Source organism: Enterococcus sp. DIV1307a, assembly GCF_050537425.1.
GTDB classification, from domain to species: Bacteria; Bacillota; Bacilli; order Lactobacillales; family Enterococcaceae; genus Enterococcus; species Enterococcus faecalis.
The window spans coordinates 380,143-400,457 of the sequence record NZ_CP172914.1; the positions used below are offsets into that span (position 1 = coordinate 380,143).

At 37.4% G+C, this 20,315-nt stretch carries 23 protein-coding genes; 16 read left to right on the forward strand and 7 right to left on the reverse strand.

The window, feature by feature from the left end:
• The first annotated feature begins 129 nt into the window (after positions 1–129).
• The 3 genes from tyrP to IGL90_RS01950 all read left to right on the forward strand — a co-directional run bounded on the left by tyrP (position 130) and on the right by IGL90_RS01950 (position 4,353).
• A complete protein-coding gene (gene tyrP, locus IGL90_RS01940) occupies positions 130–1,548 on the forward strand; it encodes a tyrosine-tyramine antiporter (RefSeq protein ID WP_002355453.1) in 1,419 nt (472 codons plus the stop codon).
• Positions 1,549–1,672: 124 nt separating this feature from the next.
• Positions 1,673–3,079 (forward strand): Na+/H+ antiporter NhaC, encoded by a 1,407-nt coding sequence (nhaC, locus tag IGL90_RS01945; RefSeq protein ID WP_002363118.1) that lies wholly within the window; start codon positions 1,673–1,675, stop codon positions 3,077–3,079.
• Between the two features lie 356 nt (positions 3,080–3,435).
• Positions 3,436–4,353, forward strand: a complete 918-nt coding sequence (locus IGL90_RS01950) for a hypothetical protein (RefSeq protein ID WP_002401246.1) — start codon at positions 3,436–3,438, stop codon at positions 4,351–4,353.
• 50 nt (positions 4,354–4,403) lie between these two features.
• Here the strand turns inward: IGL90_RS01950 and IGL90_RS01955 are convergent, their stop codons facing one another.
• The 3 genes from IGL90_RS01955 to IGL90_RS01965 all read right to left on the reverse strand — a co-directional run bounded on the left by IGL90_RS01955 (position 4,404) and on the right by IGL90_RS01965 (position 6,583).
• Positions 4,404–4,853: a YehR family lipoprotein gene (locus tag IGL90_RS01955; protein ID WP_002355456.1), complete on the reverse strand. Its 450-nt coding sequence runs from the start codon at positions 4,851–4,853 to the stop codon at positions 4,404–4,406.
• 138 nt (positions 4,854–4,991) lie between these two features.
• Complete coding sequence (locus tag IGL90_RS01960) at positions 4,992–5,498, reverse strand: phosphatidylglycerophosphatase A family protein (RefSeq protein WP_010710809.1); 507 nt, start codon at positions 5,496–5,498, stop codon at positions 4,992–4,994.
• Between the two features lie 131 nt (positions 5,499–5,629).
• On the reverse strand, positions 5,630–6,583 hold the full coding sequence (locus IGL90_RS01965; protein WP_010777398.1) for an L-lactate dehydrogenase: 954 nt from the start codon (positions 6,581–6,583) through the stop codon (positions 5,630–5,632).
• Positions 6,584–6,750: 167 nt separating this feature from the next.
• On the opposite strand from IGL90_RS01965, the gene IGL90_RS01970 reads away from it, so the two are divergent.
• Positions 6,751–7,113, forward strand: a complete 363-nt coding sequence (locus IGL90_RS01970; RefSeq protein ID WP_002363122.1) for a DUF4809 family protein — start codon at positions 6,751–6,753, stop codon at positions 7,111–7,113.
• A 15-nt stretch (positions 7,114–7,128) separates the two neighbouring features.
• Entirely contained in the window at positions 7,129–7,539 is a 411-nt protein-coding gene (locus IGL90_RS01975) for a DUF4809 family protein (RefSeq protein ID WP_010777399.1), read from the forward strand.
• 46 nt (positions 7,540–7,585) lie between these two features.
• Here IGL90_RS01975 and IGL90_RS01980 read toward each other — a convergent pair whose 3' ends face one another.
• Complete coding sequence (locus IGL90_RS01980; protein WP_002358639.1) at positions 7,586–8,413, reverse strand: LysR family transcriptional regulator; 828 nt, start codon at positions 8,411–8,413, stop codon at positions 7,586–7,588.
• A gap of 141 nt (positions 8,414–8,554) precedes the next feature.
• Here IGL90_RS01980 and IGL90_RS01985 point away from each other — a divergent pair, with 141 nt between their 5' ends.
• Both IGL90_RS01985 and IGL90_RS01990 read left to right on the forward strand, forming a co-directional pair.
• Positions 8,555–9,523 carry a TDT family transporter gene (locus IGL90_RS01985; protein ID WP_002355462.1) on the forward strand — a complete coding sequence of 323 codons (969 nt, stop codon included), beginning with the start codon at positions 8,555–8,557 and terminating at the stop codon, positions 9,521–9,523.
• A gap of 22 nt (positions 9,524–9,545) precedes the next feature.
• Positions 9,546–10,505: a GDP-mannose 4,6-dehydratase gene (locus tag IGL90_RS01990; RefSeq protein ID WP_002380066.1), complete on the forward strand. Its 960-nt coding sequence runs from the start codon at positions 9,546–9,548 to the stop codon at positions 10,503–10,505.
• 13 nt (positions 10,506–10,518) lie between these two features.
• Here IGL90_RS01990 and IGL90_RS01995 read toward each other — a convergent pair whose 3' ends face one another.
• Entirely contained in the window at positions 10,519–10,866 is a 348-nt protein-coding gene (locus IGL90_RS01995) for a winged helix-turn-helix transcriptional regulator (RefSeq protein ID WP_002355464.1), read from the reverse strand.
• Positions 10,867–10,977: 111 nt separating this feature from the next.
• Here IGL90_RS01995 and IGL90_RS02000 point away from each other — a divergent pair, with 111 nt between their 5' ends.
• A complete protein-coding gene (locus IGL90_RS02000; RefSeq protein WP_002355466.1) occupies positions 10,978–11,595 on the forward strand; it encodes a nitroreductase family protein in 618 nt (205 codons plus the stop codon).
• Between the two features lie 187 nt (positions 11,596–11,782).
• Positions 11,783–12,796, forward strand: a complete 1,014-nt coding sequence (locus tag IGL90_RS02005) for a lipoate--protein ligase (protein WP_002389569.1) — start codon at positions 11,783–11,785, stop codon at positions 12,794–12,796.
• Positions 12,797–12,866: 70 nt separating this feature from the next.
• On the opposite strand, the gene IGL90_RS02010 is transcribed toward IGL90_RS02005, so the two are convergent.
• Together IGL90_RS02010 and IGL90_RS02015 are read right to left on the reverse strand one after the other, a co-directional pair.
• Complete coding sequence (locus tag IGL90_RS02010) at positions 12,867–13,721, reverse strand: M48 family metallopeptidase (protein WP_002392656.1); 855 nt, start codon at positions 13,719–13,721, stop codon at positions 12,867–12,869.
• 182 nt (positions 13,722–13,903) lie between these two features.
• On the reverse strand, positions 13,904–14,239 hold the full coding sequence (locus tag IGL90_RS02015; protein WP_002355470.1) for a hypothetical protein: 336 nt from the start codon (positions 14,237–14,239) through the stop codon (positions 13,904–13,906).
• Between the two features lie 114 nt (positions 14,240–14,353).
• Here IGL90_RS02015 and IGL90_RS02020 point away from each other — a divergent pair, with 114 nt between their 5' ends.
• The 7 genes from IGL90_RS02020 to IGL90_RS02050 all read left to right on the forward strand — a co-directional run bounded on the left by IGL90_RS02020 (position 14,354) and on the right by IGL90_RS02050 (position 20,278).
• Entirely contained in the window at positions 14,354–14,638 is a 285-nt protein-coding gene (locus IGL90_RS02020; RefSeq protein ID WP_002366136.1) for a hypothetical protein, read from the forward strand.
• 4 nt (positions 14,639–14,642) lie between these two features.
• Positions 14,643–15,578 carry a LacI family DNA-binding transcriptional regulator gene (locus IGL90_RS02025; RefSeq protein ID WP_002355472.1) on the forward strand — a complete coding sequence of 312 codons (936 nt, stop codon included), beginning with the start codon at positions 14,643–14,645 and terminating at the stop codon, positions 15,576–15,578.
• Positions 15,579–15,749: 171 nt separating this feature from the next.
• Positions 15,750–16,346 (forward strand): nitroreductase family protein, encoded by a 597-nt coding sequence (locus IGL90_RS02030; protein ID WP_002355475.1) that lies wholly within the window; start codon positions 15,750–15,752, stop codon positions 16,344–16,346.
• A gap of 42 nt (positions 16,347–16,388) precedes the next feature.
• On the forward strand, positions 16,389–17,234 hold the full coding sequence (locus IGL90_RS02035) for a VOC family protein (protein ID WP_002355476.1): 846 nt from the start codon (positions 16,389–16,391) through the stop codon (positions 17,232–17,234).
• 131 nt (positions 17,235–17,365) lie between these two features.
• Positions 17,366–18,127, forward strand: a complete 762-nt coding sequence (locus IGL90_RS02040; RefSeq protein WP_010777401.1) for a DeoR/GlpR family DNA-binding transcription regulator — start codon at positions 17,366–17,368, stop codon at positions 18,125–18,127.
• 12 nt (positions 18,128–18,139) lie between these two features.
• The gene (locus tag IGL90_RS02045; RefSeq protein ID WP_002389549.1) at positions 18,140–19,540 is read left to right on the forward strand and encodes a M24 family metallopeptidase; all 1,401 of its coding nucleotides are present in this window, start codon (positions 18,140–18,142) and stop codon (positions 19,538–19,540) included.
• Between the two features lie 87 nt (positions 19,541–19,627).
• Complete coding sequence (locus tag IGL90_RS02050; RefSeq protein WP_002355481.1) at positions 19,628–20,278, forward strand: uracil-DNA glycosylase; 651 nt, start codon at positions 19,628–19,630, stop codon at positions 20,276–20,278.
• Positions 20,279–20,315 lie beyond the last annotated feature (37 nt).

Sequence of the window (20,315 nt, forward strand, 5' to 3'; positions counted from 1 at the left end):
AAATCAACCAGACGGCTAACCTCTTAACCAATTCTTTGTCTGGGTAAGAGGCAGTCGAATGACTGTTTTACTCAGCGTATAACAGTCATTCATGCTCCTTATCCAAAATCTTATAAGGAGTGTACAAAATTGGATAAACAACAAGTTAAAAAAATTGAATTAGGTACTTTTATCGGTTTAACAATGGCATTGTGTGCAACTGTACGTAGTATCCCAACACTTGCTGCTGTTGGTTGGACATTAATTTCTTACACAATTTTCGCGGTCTTATTCTTTGCTGGTCCAATCGCATTGATATCTGGTGAATTATCTACGATGCTTCCTCAAGAAGGTGGCCCTCAACTTTGGGTTAAAACTGCCTTAGGTAGCAAATGGGGTTTTGTTGTCGCTTGGTTACTATGGGTGCAAATGTTCCCAGGAATGGTAATGGTTGCTTCTACATTAGGCCCTTTGCTAGGTAATACATTTGGTAATGTTCACTTAGGTGAAAATCATTGGTTCGTATTAGGTTGTATCTTAGTGATTTACTGGATTATTACAATCTTGAACTTGAAATTTGACATGGCGAAAGTTGGCGGAAATATTGGTGTTTGGCTAGGTGTTTACATCCCAGTATTAGTTATGTTTGTTTTAGGTCTTCTTTCAATGATTAAAGTAGGCTTAACACCTGGCGGCTATTTAGGTGCCTTCTCTTGGTCAAAAGTTTTACCAAACTTAGAAAATATGGACACATTTAAATATCTAGCAGGGATTGCGTTTATCTTTGTTGGGATTGAAATGTCTTCTGTTTATATTCCTCGTTTGAAAGATGCAACAAAAAATTATACAAAAGGCGTTTTCATTTCATTAATTGGTTTAGTTTTATTAAACGTTATTAATGCAATGTTTGTTGCTAATATTGTTCCAAATGGCAAAATGGAATTGTCTAACATTACACAACCAATTTTGCTTTATTGTGACGTTTTAGGTTTACCAACAATTATTGGTAATATCTTTAGTTTCATGGTCTTCTTAGGTGTGTTATTACAATTATCTGCTTGGGTTACTGGACCATCAAAAACAATTATTCAAGTTGCTCGTGATGGCTTATTGCCACCAAAATTTGGTTTCCATCGCGAAAATAAATATGGCGTTTCTCGTAACGTTGTGTTAACACAATCTGTGGTTATCTCATTATTCGCTTTACTTTATGGGGTAATGGATGATGTCAACGCTGTATTCTTAACTTTAACAAATGCAACAACAATTATTTATAGTATTGTGTATGTATTGATTGCGATTTCCCTAATTAAATTACGTAAATCTCAACCAGATACACTACGTCCTTACCGAATTGGTAAAAAAGGTAATGGCTTAGCTTATTTAGTGGCAGCAATGTTAATTTTTAGTGTTATCATTGTTATTTTCGCCACATTAGGTACAACAACCGTGACTGATGCAGTCTTAGTTGCATTAATCACTATTGTTATGTTTGTGATTCCGTTAATCATTAATCGCTTTAAAAAAGCAAGTTGGGCAACGGAAGTAAAAGAAGATTTAGGTGAATAAAAAGGCTAGCAATTATTTTGCTGAGTGCCTCTTCACCTGATGACTATAGTAAATTGTCGTTTGGAAACTGAAGCAAGTTCGATTATTGCTTCAGTTTTCGCTTTCCATAAAAGGAGGTTTTCATATGAAATCAACGAAACCCACTGTTTCGTTCGCTGAAAGTTTAGGCATTTTGATTGCCTTGTTAGCGATTCTCGGGTACTTAATTATTGGTCAAAAATTAACCCCTCACATACCGATTCTTTTTGTATTCATGTTGTTGTTGCTTTATGGCAAATGGAAAGGATTTTCTTGGGATGAAATCCACGAAGGCATTGTGGAAGGGATTAAACCAGGGATCATTCCGATTATTATTTTCTTGCTGATAGGTGTCTTAGTTGCTACTTGGATCTTATCTGGGACGATTCCAACAATTATGGTCTATGGTTTTAAAATTATCTCAGTGAAGTTCTTCTTACCAACCGTTTTTGTGGTCTGTGCACTAGTTGGTGTGACGGTAGGGAGCTCCTTTACGACTGTTTCAACTATGGGGATTGCCTTTCTAGGTATTGGACATATTCTTGGATTCGACAATGCGATGACAGCTGGCGCAGTTGTTTCAGGTGCCTTTTTAGGGAACAACATTTCACCGTTATCTGATACAACAAACTTAGCTGCTGGAATTGGTGGCGTGAACCTTTTTGAACATATACTAAACATGATGTACACTGTTATTCCGGCGTTTATTATTTCGATTGTCGGCTATATCTTCTTGGGGCATCAATCTGGTTCGGCGGATTTACAATCGGTTGATGCAATGGTCCAAACGTTACATCAAGGATTCTGGATTTCACCGATTACATTGTTGCCAGTAGCGGTTTTATTCTTATTCGCCTGGAAAAAGGTACCGGCTATTCCAACGTTACTAGTCGGCTCTACAGTGGCGGTCATCTTAGCTTTTATAAATGATCATCACCTAAGTTTAGCGAAAGTTTCTACCATCTTAATGAGTGGTTATGTGGCAGATACAGGGGACCAAAGTATTGATACACTTTTATCTCGTGGTGGGATTGAAAGCATGTTAGGTTCTGCTGCGTTGATTATTTTGGCATTAGGTTTGGGCGGCTTGTTGATTAAGTTTAACATCGTGGCTACTTTAATTGATAAAATTAAAGGCTATGTGAATAATCCAGCCAAATTAATCGCTTTAACTGCCTTAAGTTCTGTGGGAATTAACTTACTAGTTGGCGAACAATATTTGTCAATTATTTTACCAGGGGAAACATTTAAATCCTCATTTACTCGTTTAGGTATTGATAAAAAATATTTAACTCGTACTTTGGCAGATGCTGGGGCGGCAGTCAACTCGTTAATTCCTTGGGGAGTTAGTGGTACCTTCATTATGGGAACGTTAAAAGTTGGTGCACTAGAATACTTACCATATGCCTTTTTCCCATTGCTTTGTCCTATTATCACTGTCATTTTGGGGATATTCTTAAAAAAACAACAAGGGGAAAACAAAAAAGCACCAGGGACTAACGTTGAATTGTGAGTTTTTTCAGATAATTAAACAATTGGTTACGATTGAACCTCAGTGTATCTACTGATTGGTTCAATCGTTTTTTCGTCACAGATTTTTTACAATTCTTCATATAATCTTTGAAGCTCCTTAAAGGCAATTTAATTATTCTAAGTTATGATACAAAGGATCAATCAAATAGGTGGATGAACGTGGTGTTAAACTCATAGAGACTAACAGTAGTTTATTCTTGCTCAATGTTGAGGTGTAGGTTCGAATCCTACCGTCCACTTTCTGTTATTTAAACCAACTTAGAACGAAACACAAACAAGTGACGGATACACATGATTAAGGTACAATAAGGGTAGGGAAAACAAGGAGGAATTCTTATGAAAAAGATAGGGCTTATTTCTAGTGCTTTTCTTTTAACCCTTGCTTTAGCAGCATGTGGCGGCGGAAAAAGTACAGAAAATACGGATAGTCGTTCCAGTGCTGCGGAAAGTACCACAGTCGAGAGTACAAAAGCATCTGCTACAAAAGAATCAAGTAGCAAAGCAGCAACAAAATCTAGTGATGCGAAACCGTCAGGAACAACAACAGCTGATTCGAAAGCAACAGCTTCTTCTACGAAGGAAGCGGCAAATAATGGCTCAGCAGAAAAACAATCACCAGCGAAAAATGCGAATCCAGATGACCAAGCCAAGCAAGTGCTTAACCAGCTAGCAAACATGTTTCCTAGTCAAGGCTTACCGCAGGCAATTTTAACGAGTCAAACGAATAACTTTTTAACTGCAGCGACAACATCACAAGCGGATCAAAACAATTTCCGTGTTTTATATTATGCAGAAAAAGAAGCGATTCCAGTGAATGATGCACGTGTTAATCAGTTAACGCCAATTAGTTCTTTTGAGAAAAAAACATATGGCTCTGATGCTGAAGCAAAAAATGCAGTGAACCAAATCATTGATAATGGCGGTCAACCAGTAGATTTAGGTTACAATATTACTGGGTATAAACAAGGGGCGGCAGGTTCTAGTTACTTATCTTGGCAAGAAGGCAATTGGAGTTTAGTCGTACGGGCCTCAAATATCAATGGTGAATCGCCTGATGATTTAGCGAAAAATGTTGTCAACATTTTGGAACAAGAAACATTACCAGCACCGAATACCGTTGGTCAAATCACACTGAACGTGGCAGGAACCACTGACTATAATCGAAACTCAGTAGTTTGGCAAGCCGGTACAGTCGTTTACTCTGTCCATCATTTTGACCCAATTCAAGCAGTGAAGATGGCAACATCAATGTAATTAATAAAAGAAAGCGTGCGACAATACCCATTGTCGCACGCTTTCTTTTATTATTTTTGTTCTGTATAACCTTGTGACTCCACCAATTCTTGGCTTTTCTTCATGCTAATTCCCTTAGAAGAATCTCCATCAATCTGGATACCATCCACTTTTTTGGCTTTATCATAATCAAGTTTTTCATAATTAATCGTCAATTTTTCGATGGCTTGTTTGTCCTCATAGGTCAGTTTGTAATCAAGCCCTTTGATGTCCTCATATTGTTTAGAAACGGGTTCCAACGCTGTTTTTGCCTCTTCTTTTGTAATCCCCAATTTGTCATAAGAAACAATGTTTTTAGCCGTTTGCGTTAAGACTTTATCTCCTTGGTACGTATAGGTTAAGGTGGAATCAATCCCATCTTGTGGCGAACCTACAAAGGTTTTTGTCTCTATTTTTGAACCGCAACTTGCAAGAAAGAATACCCCAATAAAAATTAAAAATACGCGTAAAAACTTTTTCATTTCTAGATAACCTCCTTTAGCTGTTTATTCTTGACTGTAACATAACATGGCAAATAATTACTGTTAAGTAGAAAGCTTGTGAGAAGTCCAGCAAATAAAAAACTTGCCTCTTCTCATAAAAATGAAGAGGCAAGTTTTTTATTTAGTAATATCACTTAAATCTGGTTGTGAGTGAGCCAACCGACTGGCTGCCGCAGCCGCAATTGCACCTACGATATCATCCAAGAATGTGTGGACATGTTCGCCATCATGCGCATTTAACTCTTTTAAAATGCCTGGTTTAACCTTGTCGATATACCCATAGTTCGTAAAACCGATAGATCCATAAACATTTACAATGGAGAGCGCCATAATTTCATCAATGCCATAAAGCCCTTCATCTTCCGTTAAAATTTCTTGTAACGGTGAGAGTAGCTTGTTTTCTTCTGCCAGAATATCCAGTTGGACACCTGTAATAATCGCGTTGTGTACTTCACGCTTTGTTAACACGGCATCAATACTTTCTAAACAAGTATCTAATGTTAAATTATCAATATAATCTTTTTGTAAAAATAACACAAGTTCAGCTAAATCATTCATTGTTACGCCACGTTCTTGCAATAAACGACGTGCGCTATTTTCTAACGTATCTCCTTGGATTACCATTTTTTGTCCTCCTAATTTCTGCTTTAGTTGAAGTTCTTCTTTCATGGTACCAAAAAGAACGATAAAGGGGAATTAGAATCTATTTTGGTAGAGAATAATTTAGTTGAAGTGTTATTTTTAGTTAAAAATTACTAAGCGTTCGGTTGTAACGATGCCATCACTTGTTTTAATCGTGTCACTGATTTTTGGAAGAGTTCTTTTTCAGCGGCATTCAGATTCAATTCAATAATGTCAGTCACACCTTGATTGCCAACGACTGCAGGAATCCCTGTAAATACATCTTGTTGCCCATATTGCCCATCTAAGTAAGCTGAGACAGGTAAAATAGCTTGTTCATTATTTAAAATGGCTTTAACAATGCGTGCAGTACTCATACCAATCCCATAATAGGTCGCTTGTTTGCGATCGATAATTTCATAAGCTGTATTTTTCACTTTATCAGAAATGATTGGTAAATCGTCACTAGTTAAGCGTTCTGTCGTATCCACAATTTCTAAAATAGGTTTGGTACCAATCATGGTATGAGACCAGACAGCCACTTCAGAATCCCCGTGTTCGCCAATAATATAGCCGTGAACATTGCGTGGATCAATCGCTAAACGTTGAGACAGTTCTTTGCGGAAACGAGTTGTGTCCAAAGTTGTACCAGTTCCAATTACTCTTGAAACAGGTAAACCAGAAGCTTGCCAAGCCACATAAGTCAGTACATCGACAGGATTTGAGGCAATCACTAAAATTCCATCAAAACCAGATTTCATGATATTGTTAACAATTGTTTTCATAATTTCTGCATTGATTGAAACCAAATCTAGACGACTTTGCCCAGGTTTTTGATTAGCACCAGCTGTAATCACGACGATATCGGCATCTTGGCAGTCTTGATAGTCGCCAGCCCAGACGTTTACATTTTCTTGGCCCCAAGACACACCATCTAATAAGTCAATTGCTTCGCCTTCAGATTTGGCTTTGTCAATATCAACTAAGATTAATTCATTCGCAATCCCTTGGTTGATCATGGAATAGGCAATACTTGTGCCAACAAAACCAGTACCAATAATTGCGACTTTTTTGTTAAATACTTTCATCGTTCATCTCTTCTTTCTGTAATATTTCTTTCTTAGTGAATTATATCACGAACTTTTTAGGTGTGGTTATACCAATCTGTAATAGTCTTTATTAACAATTTAAATAAGGGAAGCGTGCTTTTTTTGTTATGATAAGAGTAGGAAAATAGAGGAGATAAGGAGGCAAAATGACAACGACAACAGTGTATTATGCAAGCAATAATGAAAAACAGCCGAACCGTTTTCAACTAGTTATCGGTAGCTGTAGCTATGAACTTCCAAAAATAGAAATCTACGAAATCCTGGAATGTGTCGCTTCAGCATATGGCTATCAAAAAGAACCATTCATTGAAGAACAAACAGAATGTTTTGTTAAAGGCAACCGTTGTATACATGTTTCCCAACAAGCGACGACGTTGACTTTTGTTGTGAATGATCTGCGTTTAGTAATGGAAAAACAATGCCGGAATCACGAAGAAGTCTTTCAAGAAGTCAATCATATTTTATTGAATATTTTTGAGGAGACCCCTTGTGTTTTTCTCGAAAAGTAGGAAAGAAGGATTAAGATGAAACAGGTGAAAATAACAACTACCTCAGACTTGATTAATGGCGGCTGCAATGCCTGTCCGAATGTGAAGTGTACGAATTATCTTGTTCATGTAGAAGATGAAACAATTGCGTTAGAAACGCTAACCGTTGCAGATTTAGTAACTTTATTAGCACTCAAAGAAGGGTTTCGTCAAAAATTAGTTATGGAAATGTTCGAAGAATATACGATGTTTGAAAGGGAAACTCATCAAGTGGTATTTAAGGAAGAGGAAACGAGAATTCTTTTTCAATCAAAAAAACAGACCATTCGAAGCACTCTTTTGTCTAAAGAGCCACAACAAGTGTTCCAAGAAACCCAGCAAATTTTACACCAACTATTTGAGTTAGAACCTTTTGAATTTGAATTGGTAGAGGAAACTGATAAATAAAAAACAGGAAAACGATTTAGCGAAAGCTAAGTCGTTCTCCTGTTTTTTAGGTTTGTCGTTCACGAATTTTTTCAACGATTCGGTTATAAACTTCAGAGAAGGAAGTATTGGCATGGTGATCGGTCTGGACAATGAAAATTTTTCGAGAAGCAAAGGACTGATCAATTGGTTGCCAAGGGATCTCATCGGAAATAGATAATCGAGAAACAATTGATTGCCCAATGTTATTTTTTAGCAATTGTAATAGGACTTCGTTGTTGTTTAATTCGATAATTGGTAAGTTGATGCTGTGTTCGTTGAGATAAAGCTCATTGAAAAAACGTAAGCCAGAGTTCTTTTCTCTTAAGAGCCAAAATTTTGAAGCGGCATCTCCTGCTAGAACTAGTTGGTCTTCATAAACAATTTCTTTGTGTAGATTTTTGGTTTCAATGGGTTTTTCAATTAGTCCAATGTGGGCATGATTATTTTGAACCATATCCACGACTTCGTTTGAATTCATCAGTTGAATCGAAAAGTTGATGAGTGGAAAAGCGGTAACCAAACTCTCCATAATATCTGGCAGTAAATAAATAGCAACTGTATTTGAAGAGGCTATAATGCAGTCTTCTTTAAAATTCTCTTTTTCTGCAGCTTGCGCAAAAGAAGTAGTTAAGCTTTCAATAATCGAGAGCATTTTTGGATATAGAAAATCAGCTTCTTTGGTAGGAATAACCGATTGTTTTCCATTACGATAGAACAGCTTGATCGAAAAGTGTTGCTCTAATTTCTTGATTTGCAAAGAAACAGTTGGCTGAGAAATATACAATTGTTTGGCCGCCGCACTAAAATTTTTGGTTTCATACACAGCAATAAATGTTTTGATCCATTCGAACATAAAATCGCCTCTTTCTATTTACTATCTTAATAGTTGGTATTGCAAATATTTATTTTACAAATATAAATATTTCATTTAGTATAATAACATACTTTTGATTAATATCAATAATAATAAATAAAGACGGAGTGTGACTACATAATGGTAGAAAGTGCGAAAAAATTCTTGCGGAAAGTCCCGATTCCCATTTGCGGACTAATTTTAGGGATGGTTTCTTTGGGGAATTTACTTTATTCCTTGGGATATGCAACAATTGGGACCATTTATTGTGTACTTGGCAGTCTCTTAATGATTTTAGTTATTTTAAAAATTATTTTTACAATGAAACATGCATTAAGCACCTTAGATGATCCAATTATTGCTTCGGTATCACCAACATTTACAATGGCTTTAATGGTTATTTGTGTTTTCTTAGATCGGATATTTACCAATGCTGCTTGGATTAATGTGTTGTGGATTGGCGCAGTGATTTTACATTTTATTTTAATGATTTATTTTGTAGCGGTGCATATTTTTCCAACAAAAATCGAACTGGAACATATTTATCCAAGCTGGTTTATTACGTTTGTCGGCATTGGCGTTATTCCTAATACTTCTCAATTGTTTATCAATGAGTTGGGAAAAATTGTTTTTTGGGTAGCGTTGTTCTTTTATTTACTCTTGTTACCAATTTTAATCAAGAGAATTACGAAGTCGAAAGAAATGCCTGAATCGACCATTCCTTTATTGACGATTATGACAGCGCCAGGTTCGTTATGTTTAGCTGGCTATATTTCAATGGGTGGTCATTTGTATATGCCATTAGTTGTTTTCTTGCTAATTTTATCTCAATGTATTTATGGGATTGTAGTAGTGAATCTATATAAAATTATGCAAGTGACATTCTATCCAAGTTATGCTGCCTTTACATTCCCATTAGTGATTTCTGCGACAGCATTAGTCAAAGTTAAACCTTTATTTGCAGAAAAGGTAGGCCTAACGAGTCTGCTAAATATTTTGTCTACTTTTGAACTTTTATTAGCTGTGGCTATTGTAAGTTATGTGTTCATTCGATATTGCATTTTTTTATTCCAAAGAGAAAATAACACGAAAAAAGTGGAATTAAATTAAAAAAAAGAGAGGAAGCAAAGAGGTGAAGAAACTATTAATTACTGGAGGAGCTGGCTTTATTGGTTCTAATTTGGCTAATTTTTATAGTCAACAGTATCAAGTTTTTGTGATTGATGATTTGTCCATGGGGCGAGTGTCAAATTTGCAACAAACTGAGCAGTTGGTTTTTATTAAAGGAAGTGTGACGGATCAGCAATTATTGGACGAAGTACTTTCAAAGCATTCGTTTGAGTATATCTTTCATCTTGCGGCCGTGGCAAGCGTGGCAAGTTCTGTGGCACAGCCTCTAGAGACCCACGAGGTCAATTTTTTAAGTGTATTGAAAATATTGGAATCAATAAAAAAATATCAAAAAGAGCTCAAACGTTTTGTTTTTGCTTCGTCGGCAGCCGTTTACGGTGCAGAGCCAACGTTGCCTAAAAGAGAAACTTCGGTGATTTGCCCTTTGAGTCCCTATGCTATTGATAAGTTTGCTGCTGAACGTTATGTTCTCAATGAATACCATTTACATGGGGTACCTACAAGCGCAGTTCGCTTCTTTAACGTCTATGGTCCCAATCAAAATCCTGCTTCCCCCTATTCTGGTGTCCTGTCCATTTTGATGGATCGTTATATCCAATTAGAGCAAGGGCAAGCGAGCCAATTTCAAATATTTGGAGATGGTCAGCAAACACGTGACTTTATCTACATTGAGGATGTCCTAACTGCATTAGATTTAGTAGCAACCAAAAGTGAAGCGTTGGGACATGTTTATAATGTGGGTACCGAAGTTGCCATTTCCCTTAATCAATTAATTGAAGAAATGAACCAATTAGTGGGACTTTCTTTGCCAGTTTCTTATCAAAAGGAACGAGATGGCGATATAAAATATTCTCTTTCAGATAGTTCTGCTTTGAAAGGCTTAGGTTTTTCACCCGTTTATTCAATTCAAGAAGGACTTCAAAAATATCTTAAGTTTACCCATAATACCCAAAATAGATAAAAAAAGACGAGACTTATTTGTTAAGTCTCGCCTTTTTTTGTGCAAATGTTTCGCCCCAATGGCAAAGTGAAGAGAGGGCATCATAAAGAGCATATCCTTCCGGAGTGAGCGTATATTCCACACGAGGGGGCAGTTCGTTAAAGGATTCTCGATGGACTAGGCCATCTTTTTCCATTTCTCTCAAGCGATCTGTCAGGACGCGCTGAGTGATTCCGTCGAGCGCACGCATCAATTCACCGTTGCGCTTGGTTCCTTGGAATAATTCATCCATTAATGATAATTTCCATTTGCCGTTAATGGTGGAAAGGGCTAAGTTGATACTGGTTTGTTTATCAGTTGTCATAGTTTCTCCTTGTGACACGTAATGGTTACTTTTTTCTTCCTAGGTGAATAAAAAGTGCGTACTTTTTTTCTCCATCATAGTGAGTAATAATAACTATGTCAAGTAAGGCAAGAGGAAGGAAGAAGAAATATGATGTATCAAGATGTTGTTCGCAGCCGCCGCTCAGTTCGGGATTTTATGCCAGATGTTGAGATTCCAAAAGAGGAATTAATGGCCATAATTGAGGAAGCGATGTTCGCGCCAAATAGTACCAATTTAAATTCATGGCGTTTTTTAATTGTCACAGAAAAAGAACAAAAAGAAGCCCTTTACGAAGTTTCGATGCAACAACCAGCAGTTAAAGGGGCAGCGGCGGTGATTATTTTATTAGGTGATTTGACTGCTTATACAGTGGCCAATGCAGATGAAATCAGTGCTAAAGCTGTCGCACAAGGAACGATGACGGAAGAAATTCGTCAAGGAATTAATGAAAATGTTTCTTGGTACTATGATGTTAGCGAAGAACAAAAAAGAGAGTGGCTAATGTTAGACCAAGGCTTAGTTGCAATGCAGCTGATGCTTTCTGCAAAAGATCGAGGCTATGATACAGTGGCGATGTCTGGGTTTGAAACGGAAGCTGTTCGCAAGTTATTTAATATTGAGGATCATTTAGTGAACGGACTGATTATTCCGATTGGTAAAGCTCAAACACCCGGCTTTGAAACAGTCCGACGAGATGTTTCAGAAGTAGTAACTTGGTTAGACTAAAAAGCTAAACAGTTCTGTAACTGCTGTTTATTAGATTTTGAGCGTGGAACAAACATCCAAAGTGATTGTTGTCCCACGTTCGTTTTTTTGTTGATCATCCGCTTTTGAGAATGGCCAGAGAAGACGTTTAGTGAACCAATTTTGAAAGAAAGTGATACACTAGAAGAAAAAGAAGTGGGGCGACCTTATGCGTTATGTCATAATGCAGTCACGAGATATTCGTGAAAATTTAGCAACGGAAGATTATCTATTAAACACTCTCTCTTTTGAAGAGCCCTTAGTGTTGTTTTATATTCAGGAACCCTGTGTTATTTTAGGCCGAAATCAAAATGCTTATGAAGAAATTGACTTAGCTTATGCTAGAGAGAAGGGAATCGTTATTACTCGCCGTTTATCGGGCGGTGGTGCTGTTTATGATGATCTCGGGAATGTCAGCTTTAGTTTTGTTGTTCAGGAAGGACATCAAGCTTTTGGGGATTTTAAAGCGTTCACTAAACCAATTATTGAAGCATTACATAAAATGGGCGCAACGGGGGCCGAGATTAGCGGTCGCAATGATTTATTAATTGATGGGAAAAAATTTTCTGGCAATGCCATGTATACAAAAAAGGGGAAGATGTATACTCATGGTACCTTGATGTATGATGTTGATTTGGCAGAAGTTCAACGTGTTTTAACTGTTTCTAAGAAAAAAATTGAATCAAAAGGGACAAAATCTGTTCGGGGACGCGTAACCAATTTACGGCCGTACTTAGACGAAAAATATCAACAATTAACCATTGAGGAATTTCGCAATCGTTTACTGATGGAGCTCTTTGATGTCGAATCTCTAACTGAAATTGCTGAGAAAGAATATGTCCTAACCAAAGCAGATCAACAGGAAATTAGGAAATTGGTCGCTGAAGTGTATGGCAATGAAGCTTGGATTTTTGGTGAAGCGCCTAAATTTACGATCAAAAAAGAAGAAAAGTTTAAAGGCGGCATCGTGGATGCACGTTTGACTGTTGAAAAAGGTAAAATAATTGAGTTAACGATTTATGGTGATTACTTTGCCAAAAAAGAAACAGCGGAAATCGTTGCGGCTTTATTAGGTGTGGACTATCAGTATTCATCAATTTGGCAAGCATTAGCAGCGTTTAACTTTGAAGACTACTTTGTAAATATCACCAAAGAAGAATTTGTTCATTTATTGGTGGATTAATAAACGTGCTGGGACAAAAGTTAAAGAATCTTTTGTCCCAGCACGTTTATTTAATGATGGTTGGCTCTTGCTAGAAAAATTTCCCATGAACGTCCCAATTGCCAGTATCTTTGGCTTTTTTCAATGTTTGCATGCGACGGAAGCCAACAGGATGATCGGATAAGAAGTTACTCAATTTAAGCCAGATGGTATCATCATGTAAATCAATACTGTGAAAGTATTCTTCTAAATCCACACGACTGCCCATGTATTTTCCTGAAAATAAATAAATCATGCTTAAAGCACCTTCTTCGGCGTAGTATAAACCTGCGCGATCAGCGGTATATTCTTGCGTTCTTGTAAAACTTTTATCTAACGCAACTGGTTTCAAAATAATGGATAACATTAGCCGCCATAAATTAGTGTGCCCACATTTATGGTGTCCTAGCTCGTGTGCCAAAATAAAGCGAATCAGCGAAAAATCGCCTGTATTGTACGCGATATCCAACAAATCACTGTGAATGACAACATAGCGTCTGTGTAAAGAGCATTTTGCCGCAAAAGCGTTTAAGACACCATTCCCGTTGATTAAATAAAGACGTGGCATCCTTAATTTTTTAGTGCCAAAGCCCATTTCTTTTGCCAAATCAATATACAAGGAATAAATTTCTGGTAACTGATTTTCTGTAATTTCCACTCCGTTAGAAGCAGTATCCATGTACATATAACGAATGGTAAAAAAAGCAATGACTGGCGCAATTGGTGCAATTAAGACAATTAATAACCAGTCAGGAATCGGCAAATCACTCAATATCAATAAAGCAACTAACCCCAATGCTAAAAACAATAAAACAAAACCAATGATAATCATTGGTACTTCAAAACGATAACGTAACTTAGCAACAGAAATTTCTTTCTTTTTTTCCTGCGGTTGACACATAAACATTCCTCCCCAAACATTTCCCAAACACTTTTTCAAATAAAATGACTTATCTGTTACTTCTAATATACCATTGGTTAATCGATAATGACAATGGTGGGAACTTGAATAAAGGTAATTATATCAAGTGATTAATGAAAGGGACTCGTTGTACGCGGGGAATTGGTCTATCTTGATTAAATAAAATTTTAATAATCTAACTGTTTTAGACGTAATAAAGTAGTTTCTGGAGTTAATTTTTTAATAACATACAAACGTAAAATCGCATGTTCAATTTTTTGTTCTTCTGGCGATAGCTCCGAATTTATATAGGATAACTTCTCGATTAAATAGGTTAAAAATGAGCCAGCACCTTGGCTGCCCACTAAAAAGCCCATTTCTTCCGTTTCGGTTAATTGTTGTTTTTTTAAGTGGTAAATTTCTTGTGCAAGTGCCCCCGAGATAATGATTTCATCTGTTTGCTTGTTCAAATTTGTTAGTAAGTCGCTTTTTGTTGCTACTGTAACAGTTTCCATTGCACTCATCCTTTGCTTTTATATGATACGTCTAGTATAACATGGTCTCACTTTTTTTATTTTTCCTCTTGCTCTGGTACGCGTTTCATAAGGTAAGCTAGGTGTATCAAAATATTGGAGGGCATGAAAATGAATGTTATAGTGGAGATAAGCGATAGACTTGGTATGGATTACTATTTTGTCTCGGTGACTACGACGGCCAAAAGTCTGCAGTTAAATAGTCCCAAAAAATACTATAAGATTTGGCATCAAGAAATTCCGTACCATCAGATAACGGAGTGGCACTTGACACAGCAGGAGGATATTCAGGAAATTTCTTTTGCTTGGCAGGAGACCTTTTATCGTTTTGTTGATTACGGGACAGGGATTGTGCCTTATTTAACTCAATTTTGTAAAGTAATGAGGTGAAAGTATGACAACAATTCGAGAAATTGCGCGCCTTTCAGGATCTTCAGTTACGACTGTTTCGCGTGTGATTAATCATCATCCGTATGTTTCTGAAGAAAAACGACTGAAAATCCAAGCAATTATCGATGAGTTGGGCTATAAGCCCAATATATTAGCGAGAAATCTTAGCTTTGGGAAAAGTAATACATTAGGTGTCATGGTTCCTTATACGAATCAACCTTATTTTGATGCTATTTTAAGTGGGATTATCCACCAAGCATTTCAGCAAGGGATGATGGTTAGTTTATTACCAACGGATTATGATAAAGAAGTTGAAAAAAGTTACTTGGAAAAAATGGCCACGGGTGCGTTTGATGGCATGATTGTTTTGTCAAAGGCAAATCCTTTAAGTGTGTTTGCTCCGTATAAAGAGCAAGTTGTTTTTTGTGAAAAAATAGAAGACCCTAGTTATGCTAGTATCTATATCGATCGTTTAACCGTTTATCGGCGGGTTTTCCAAGCGTTGAAACAACAAGGATGTAGTGAAGTGGCAATTACGATTAACCGTGCACCAGAAAAAAGTACAAGCGCACGCTATTTAGTTGACGCATATCAGGAAATTTATGGAGTGATTCCTGAAAATCGGTTATTTAAGGACTGTTTAACCTATGAAGATGGGTGTGAAGTAGGACGACACTGTGGGCAAGATCCAACGCTCCAGGCGGTTGTGACCAACGGTGATGAAATTGCCGCAGGGATTCAAGCCGTTATTGAAAGACCACTCTTTTTAGTGGGACAGGAGCAAACTTTATTAAGTGAAATTTTAAATTTTTCAACAATCTGTCATCCATTAATGGAATTAGGTGAAAAAGCCACACACTTATTTCAAGAAAAACGGCCGAAAACGATTCAATTGACTTCTACATTTATTAATCGACAACCAGATTTTTCTTTTTCTTAGAAAAAAGCTGGTTGTTTTTTCTTTGGTAGAATAAGGTTTTTCACTAAAAAATAAAAAAAACTTACAAAAAGTAAGACAAAAAGCTTTACTTACTTTTAGTAAGGTAGTATAGTAAGCATGTAAACAAAATTAAATGAATTTACTGAGGAAATTCGAAAGGATGAACATATTATGTCAAAATTTACTGAAATGATGAAAAACCGTCGTTCAATCTATGCTTTAGGAGAAAACTTACCAATTTCAAAAGAAGAAGTAACTGCTTTAGTAAAAGAAGTTGTTAGAGAAAGTCCAACAGCTTTTAACTCTCAAACACAACGCGTTGTGTTCTTATTCGGCGATGCTCACAAAAAATTATGGGCAATGACTGAAGACGCCTTAAAACCATTAACTCCAGCGGAAGCATTTCCAAACACACAAGCTAAATTACAAGGTTTTGCAGCTGGTGCGGGCACAATTTTATTCTTTGAAGATACAGATATCGTGAAAAACTTACAAGATAGCTTCCCATTATATGCGGATAACTTTCCTGTTTGGTCTGAACAAGCAACTGGTTTAACACAAGCGAACGTTTGGACTGCCTTAGCGCAAGAAAATATCGGCGCAAACTTACAACACTACAACCCAGTCATTGACGAAGCGGTTGCTGCAGAATGGTCAATTCCTGCAAACTGGAATTTACGTGCACAAATGGTCATTGGTTCCATTGAAGCGCCAGCTGGCGAAAAAGAATACATGGAAGATAGTGCTCGTTTTAAAGAATTCAACTAAATCATTGCTTTAGTAAAACGAAGAGGAAAGGAGTGAAAGCAAATGGTTCAAGCATTACCAAGTAATATTGGGATTCAACAAGTCACTTTGAAAGTGGCTGATTTAGATAAAATGGTAAACTTTTATACGAAAACAATTGGCTTAAAACTTTTAAAACAAGGAGAGGGACGTGCTTGGCTAGCGCCACAAGGCACCAACGATGCAATTCTTGTCTTAAAAGAACTAACAGCTGGGGAAGAAAATCAGGGTACCACTGGCTTGTACCATATTGCTTTCCTGCTACCAACCCGCAAAGATTTAGGCAATATGTTGCTGTGGCTTTTGCAAGAAAATGTGCAAATTGGCGCAGCAGATCATGGCTATAGTGAAGCCCTTTACTTAAGTGATCCAGAAAATAATGGCATCGAAATTTATTGGGATAAACCAGAAGAAGTCTGGGATATTCGTCCAAATGGTGAAATTATCGGTGTGACAGAAGAATTAGACGGTGATAGTTTAGCTGCAGAAGCTGACGGTCACTGGCTAGGAATTTCCGAAGGTTCTAAAATTGGGCACATTCATTTGAAAGTGGCCGATTTAGATACCACTGAAACGTTCTATAAAAATTTAGGGTTTGGCTTAAAGTCTAACTTTGGTCAACAAGCGAAGTTTTTTGCAGCGGGTCAGTACCATCATCATATTGGGACAAATACATGGAGCGGCAAACAGCTGCCAACGATTCAAGAAAATCAATTTGGCTTAGAAAATTACACCTTCCGTTTGCCAACTGCGGCAGATTTAGAGATAGTCCAAGCTAATGCGGAAGAAGCAAAGTTACATTTTATTGCCAAAGATCATTTACTTGCGTTAGAAGATCCTAGCGGGATGATTATTCAATTTACCTATTAAAACCACTCTCAAACTAGCCCTTCGTTAGAAAATGAAGGACTAGTTTTTTTTTGTCTTTTTTTGCATTATTTTGCATTTGTTTGCAAAATAATGCAAAAGATGCTATCTTTACTTAGAAGAGGTGAGGAAGCATGTTGATTGAAGAACGTTTAGCCAAGATTCAAAAAATAGTGAATAAACAAAAAAGTATTTCCATGGAAGCGTTAGCGGAGCAAGTCTCCGTTTCAAAAGATACTATTCGGCGAGATTTAATTCGTTTAGAAAAGGAAGGACATTTAAAGAGAACGCACGGTGGCGCTATCTCAGTTCAGTCTGAAGCAACTATTTACGATTATGCTCAACGAATAATGAAGCATCCAGAGAAAAAACAAGCGATTGCCCAAAAAGTTTGGGCAAATATTCCCAAACAAGCGTCCATTTTTTTTGATTCATCAACCACGGTGGAAGCAGCTATTCGAGCGATGGAAAATAGTCCGATTCACGCGATCACGAACTCTCTCAGTCATGCGCTACTTCTAGCGCAAATGGATCAGACAAAAATTACAGTATTACCTGGGCAACTGCATAAACAACAACTCTTTTTGTTTGGGGCAGAAACAGTCGCTAAGGTTGGGGAATTTGCCCCCGACTATACATTATTAGGTGTGTTTGCGTTATCTGAACAAGGATTATTTATTCACACAGAAGAAGAAGGTCAAGTCAAACGGCGAATGATTCAACAAGGCAAACAAGTCATTGCCTTAGCAGACCAAACGAAATTAAACAAAACGGGTTTATTTAAAATTTGCGAATTAACAGAAATTGATTGTTTAGTGACAGATACACGACCTGATGAAAAATTCTGTGAGCAATTAGCGCAAGCAGGCGTAACGTTGATTGTCGCAGATGAATAATGGAGGATAATAATGAAGCGAAAAATTAATTATACACATATTGCTGAACCTACTGTTTTTGAGAATGTTTTTCCAACGTATTTGACGAATGAAACGATGATGGCGCGTAAGCAGAAAGTATTACAACGAATGGAAACAGAAAAATTCGATCAATTGGTCTTCTATGCAGACAAAGAGCATGGCAGTAATTTTGAATACTTAACTGGCTTTATTCCGAGGTTTGAAGAAGGACTCCTTGTGTTAAATAAGGATGGTGCGACGACACTTATTTTAGGCAATGAAAATTTAAAACTGTGCCAACATGCCCGCATCTCAGCCGATTTAATTCATTATCCAGCTTTTTCGCTACCTAATCAACCAATGGCTGGGGAACAAAAGTTGTCGCAGATTTTTGAAACGCTTCTCGATGAAACTGCTCAAAAAATAGGTATCGTTGGTTGGAAAATGTTTACGACACAACAGCAAGAACCCGCTACGATGTTTGATGTGCCACATTTTATTGTCGAAGCACTGAAAAAAGCGCTGCCGAAAGAAGCTCGTTTACTAAATGGGACCCACTTATTGATTGGAGCAAAGGGGGCCCGCACAACAAATAATGCCAACGAATTGGCGCACTATGAATATGGGGCGAATTTGGCTTCTCGCAGTATGTTAAAGGCCTTAAATGCAATTGAAGTAGGACAGCGTGAAACGGACATTGGGGCTTTGTTAAATGATGAAGGTCAAACGCCGACGGTAGTAACCATTGCGGCAACTGGTCAACGTTTTGAATATGCAAACATGTATCCGACTGCCAAAGAAATTCAGTTAGGTGATGCCTTATCATTAACTACAGGCTACAAAGGCGGCTTGTCTAGCCGAACAGGTTTTGTTATTGAAAACGAGCAGCAATTGCCAGAAGCGCAACGTGATTATTTAGAGCGCGTAGCAAAACCCTATTTTCAAGCTGTCGTTCACTGGCTTGAAACCATTCGAATCGGACTGTTAGGGCGAGAAATGTACCAAGCGATTGAAGAACAGTTACCAAAAGAAATCTATCACTGGCATTTGAATCCTGGGCATTTAGTTTCGGATGATGAATGGATGTCGTCGCCTATTTATCCAGATTCAGCCATTCGCTTGGAAAGTGGCATGCTCTTTCAAGTGGATATTATTCCTTCTGTACCTGGTTATACAGGGGTGAGTGCAGAAGAATGTGTGGCTTTGGCTGATGAAACATTGCAAAAAGAGATTCAGCAAACTTATCCAGACATGTGGCAACGGATTGCGACACGCAAAGCCTATTTAAAAGAGACATTGAAGATTGACTTACCAACGGAGGTTTTACCAATGTCTAATTTAGTTGGTTACTTACGGCCTTTTTATTTAGCTAAAGACAAAGCTTTGTGTGTAGAAAAACCAGCGCTTAAATGAATAGGCTCCTTTTTTTGAGTTTCTTTTGGGTCTTATTTATAATCAATATAGCGAAGGAAGAACACCAGAAGAGAGGCGTGATGGTAAATGCACTATCCTGAACATCTGAAAAAAGCAGTTTTAGCTAAAGCGAAAGACTTACCATTAGAAGGTTTTGTGGAAGGGCAAGGCCCGCAACAGCCAAAAGTGATGCTGATTGGGGAAGCCCCTGGAAAAGAAGAAATTAAAGAAAATGTGCCATTTATTGGTCGTTCAGGTCAATTGTTGATGGAACAATTACAACAAGTTGGCTTAAGTCGTGAAACGGTGTATATCACCAGTGCGGTTAGGAGTCGGCCTTTTTCTGTAAAAACGAAGCAGATTGCAAAAACGGGAGAAAGAGTAACCAAATTTCCTAATCGAACGCCAACCAAAGAAGAAATCAAAATTTTTGCGCCTTTGCTTGATTGGGAAATCGCTGTTTGCCAACCTGAACTAATTTTGACACTGGGGAATATTGGGTTGCAACGACTTTTAGGACCAAAGCCAACAATCACTGCAGTGCACGGAACGGTCATTCAGTCGCCCATTCAAACATTTGATGAGCAATCACAAAACTATCATTGGACGCAGAAAACCTATCAAATCATTCCACTCTTCCATCCAGCGGCTGTCTTTTATAATTATCGTTTAAAAGAAGTCGTGAAAGAAGATTGGCAAGTGGTTCAAAAACAACTGCAACTGCTTAAGAAAGTTTAAAATGAGAAAAATAGAAGGATGGTTGTTTTTTCGAAGA

Excerpts from the sequence above, each read along its gene's own strand:
- IGL90_RS02015 (WP_002355470.1), bottom strand. The coding sequence starts at position 14,239 with ATGAGTGCAATGGAAACTGTTACAGTAGCAACAAAAAGCGACTTACTA.
- IGL90_RS02005 (WP_002389569.1), top strand. The coding sequence starts at position 11,783 with ATGCGTTATGTCATAATGCAGTCACGAGATATTCGTGAAAATTTAGCA.
- IGL90_RS01980 (WP_002358639.1), bottom strand. The coding sequence starts at position 8,413 with ATGTTCGAATGGATCAAAACATTTATTGCTGTGTATGAAACCAAAAAT.
- IGL90_RS02020 (WP_002366136.1), top strand. The coding sequence starts at position 14,354 with ATGAAAATGAATGTTATAGTGGAGATAAGCGATAGACTTGGTATGGAT.
- IGL90_RS02035 (WP_002355476.1), top strand. The coding sequence starts at position 16,389 with ATGGTTCAAGCATTACCAAGTAATATTGGGATTCAACAAGTCACTTTG.
- IGL90_RS02010 (WP_002392656.1), bottom strand. The coding sequence starts at position 13,721 with ATGTTTATGTGTCAACCGCAGGAAAAAAAGAAAGAAATTTCTGTTGCT.
- IGL90_RS02030 (WP_002355475.1), top strand. The coding sequence starts at position 15,750 with ATGTCAAAATTTACTGAAATGATGAAAAACCGTCGTTCAATCTATGCT.
- IGL90_RS01970 (WP_002363122.1), top strand. The coding sequence starts at position 6,751 with ATGACAACGACAACAGTGTATTATGCAAGCAATAATGAAAAACAGCCG.
- IGL90_RS02045 (WP_002389549.1), top strand. The coding sequence starts at position 18,140 with ATGAAGCGAAAAATTAATTATACACATATTGCTGAACCTACTGTTTTT.
- IGL90_RS02025 (WP_002355472.1), top strand. The coding sequence starts at position 14,643 with ATGACAACAATTCGAGAAATTGCGCGCCTTTCAGGATCTTCAGTTACG.
- IGL90_RS02050 (WP_002355481.1), top strand. The coding sequence starts at position 19,628 with ATGCACTATCCTGAACATCTGAAAAAAGCAGTTTTAGCTAAAGCGAAA.
- IGL90_RS01960 (WP_010710809.1), bottom strand. The coding sequence starts at position 5,498 with ATGGTAATCCAAGGAGATACGTTAGAAAATAGCGCACGTCGTTTATTG.
- IGL90_RS01965 (WP_010777398.1), bottom strand. The coding sequence starts at position 6,583 with ATGAAAGTATTTAACAAAAAAGTCGCAATTATTGGTACTGGTTTTGTT.
- IGL90_RS02040 (WP_010777401.1), top strand. The coding sequence starts at position 17,366 with ATGTTGATTGAAGAACGTTTAGCCAAGATTCAAAAAATAGTGAATAAA.
- IGL90_RS01975 (WP_010777399.1), top strand. The coding sequence starts at position 7,129 with ATGAAACAGGTGAAAATAACAACTACCTCAGACTTGATTAATGGCGGC.
- IGL90_RS01985 (WP_002355462.1), top strand. The coding sequence starts at position 8,555 with ATGGTAGAAAGTGCGAAAAAATTCTTGCGGAAAGTCCCGATTCCCATT.
- IGL90_RS01950 (WP_002401246.1), top strand. The coding sequence starts at position 3,436 with ATGAAAAAGATAGGGCTTATTTCTAGTGCTTTTCTTTTAACCCTTGCT.
- nhaC (WP_002363118.1), top strand. The coding sequence starts at position 1,673 with ATGAAATCAACGAAACCCACTGTTTCGTTCGCTGAAAGTTTAGGCATT.
- IGL90_RS02000 (WP_002355466.1), top strand. The coding sequence starts at position 10,978 with ATGATGTATCAAGATGTTGTTCGCAGCCGCCGCTCAGTTCGGGATTTT.
- IGL90_RS01955 (WP_002355456.1), bottom strand. The coding sequence starts at position 4,853 with ATGAAAAAGTTTTTACGCGTATTTTTAATTTTTATTGGGGTATTCTTT.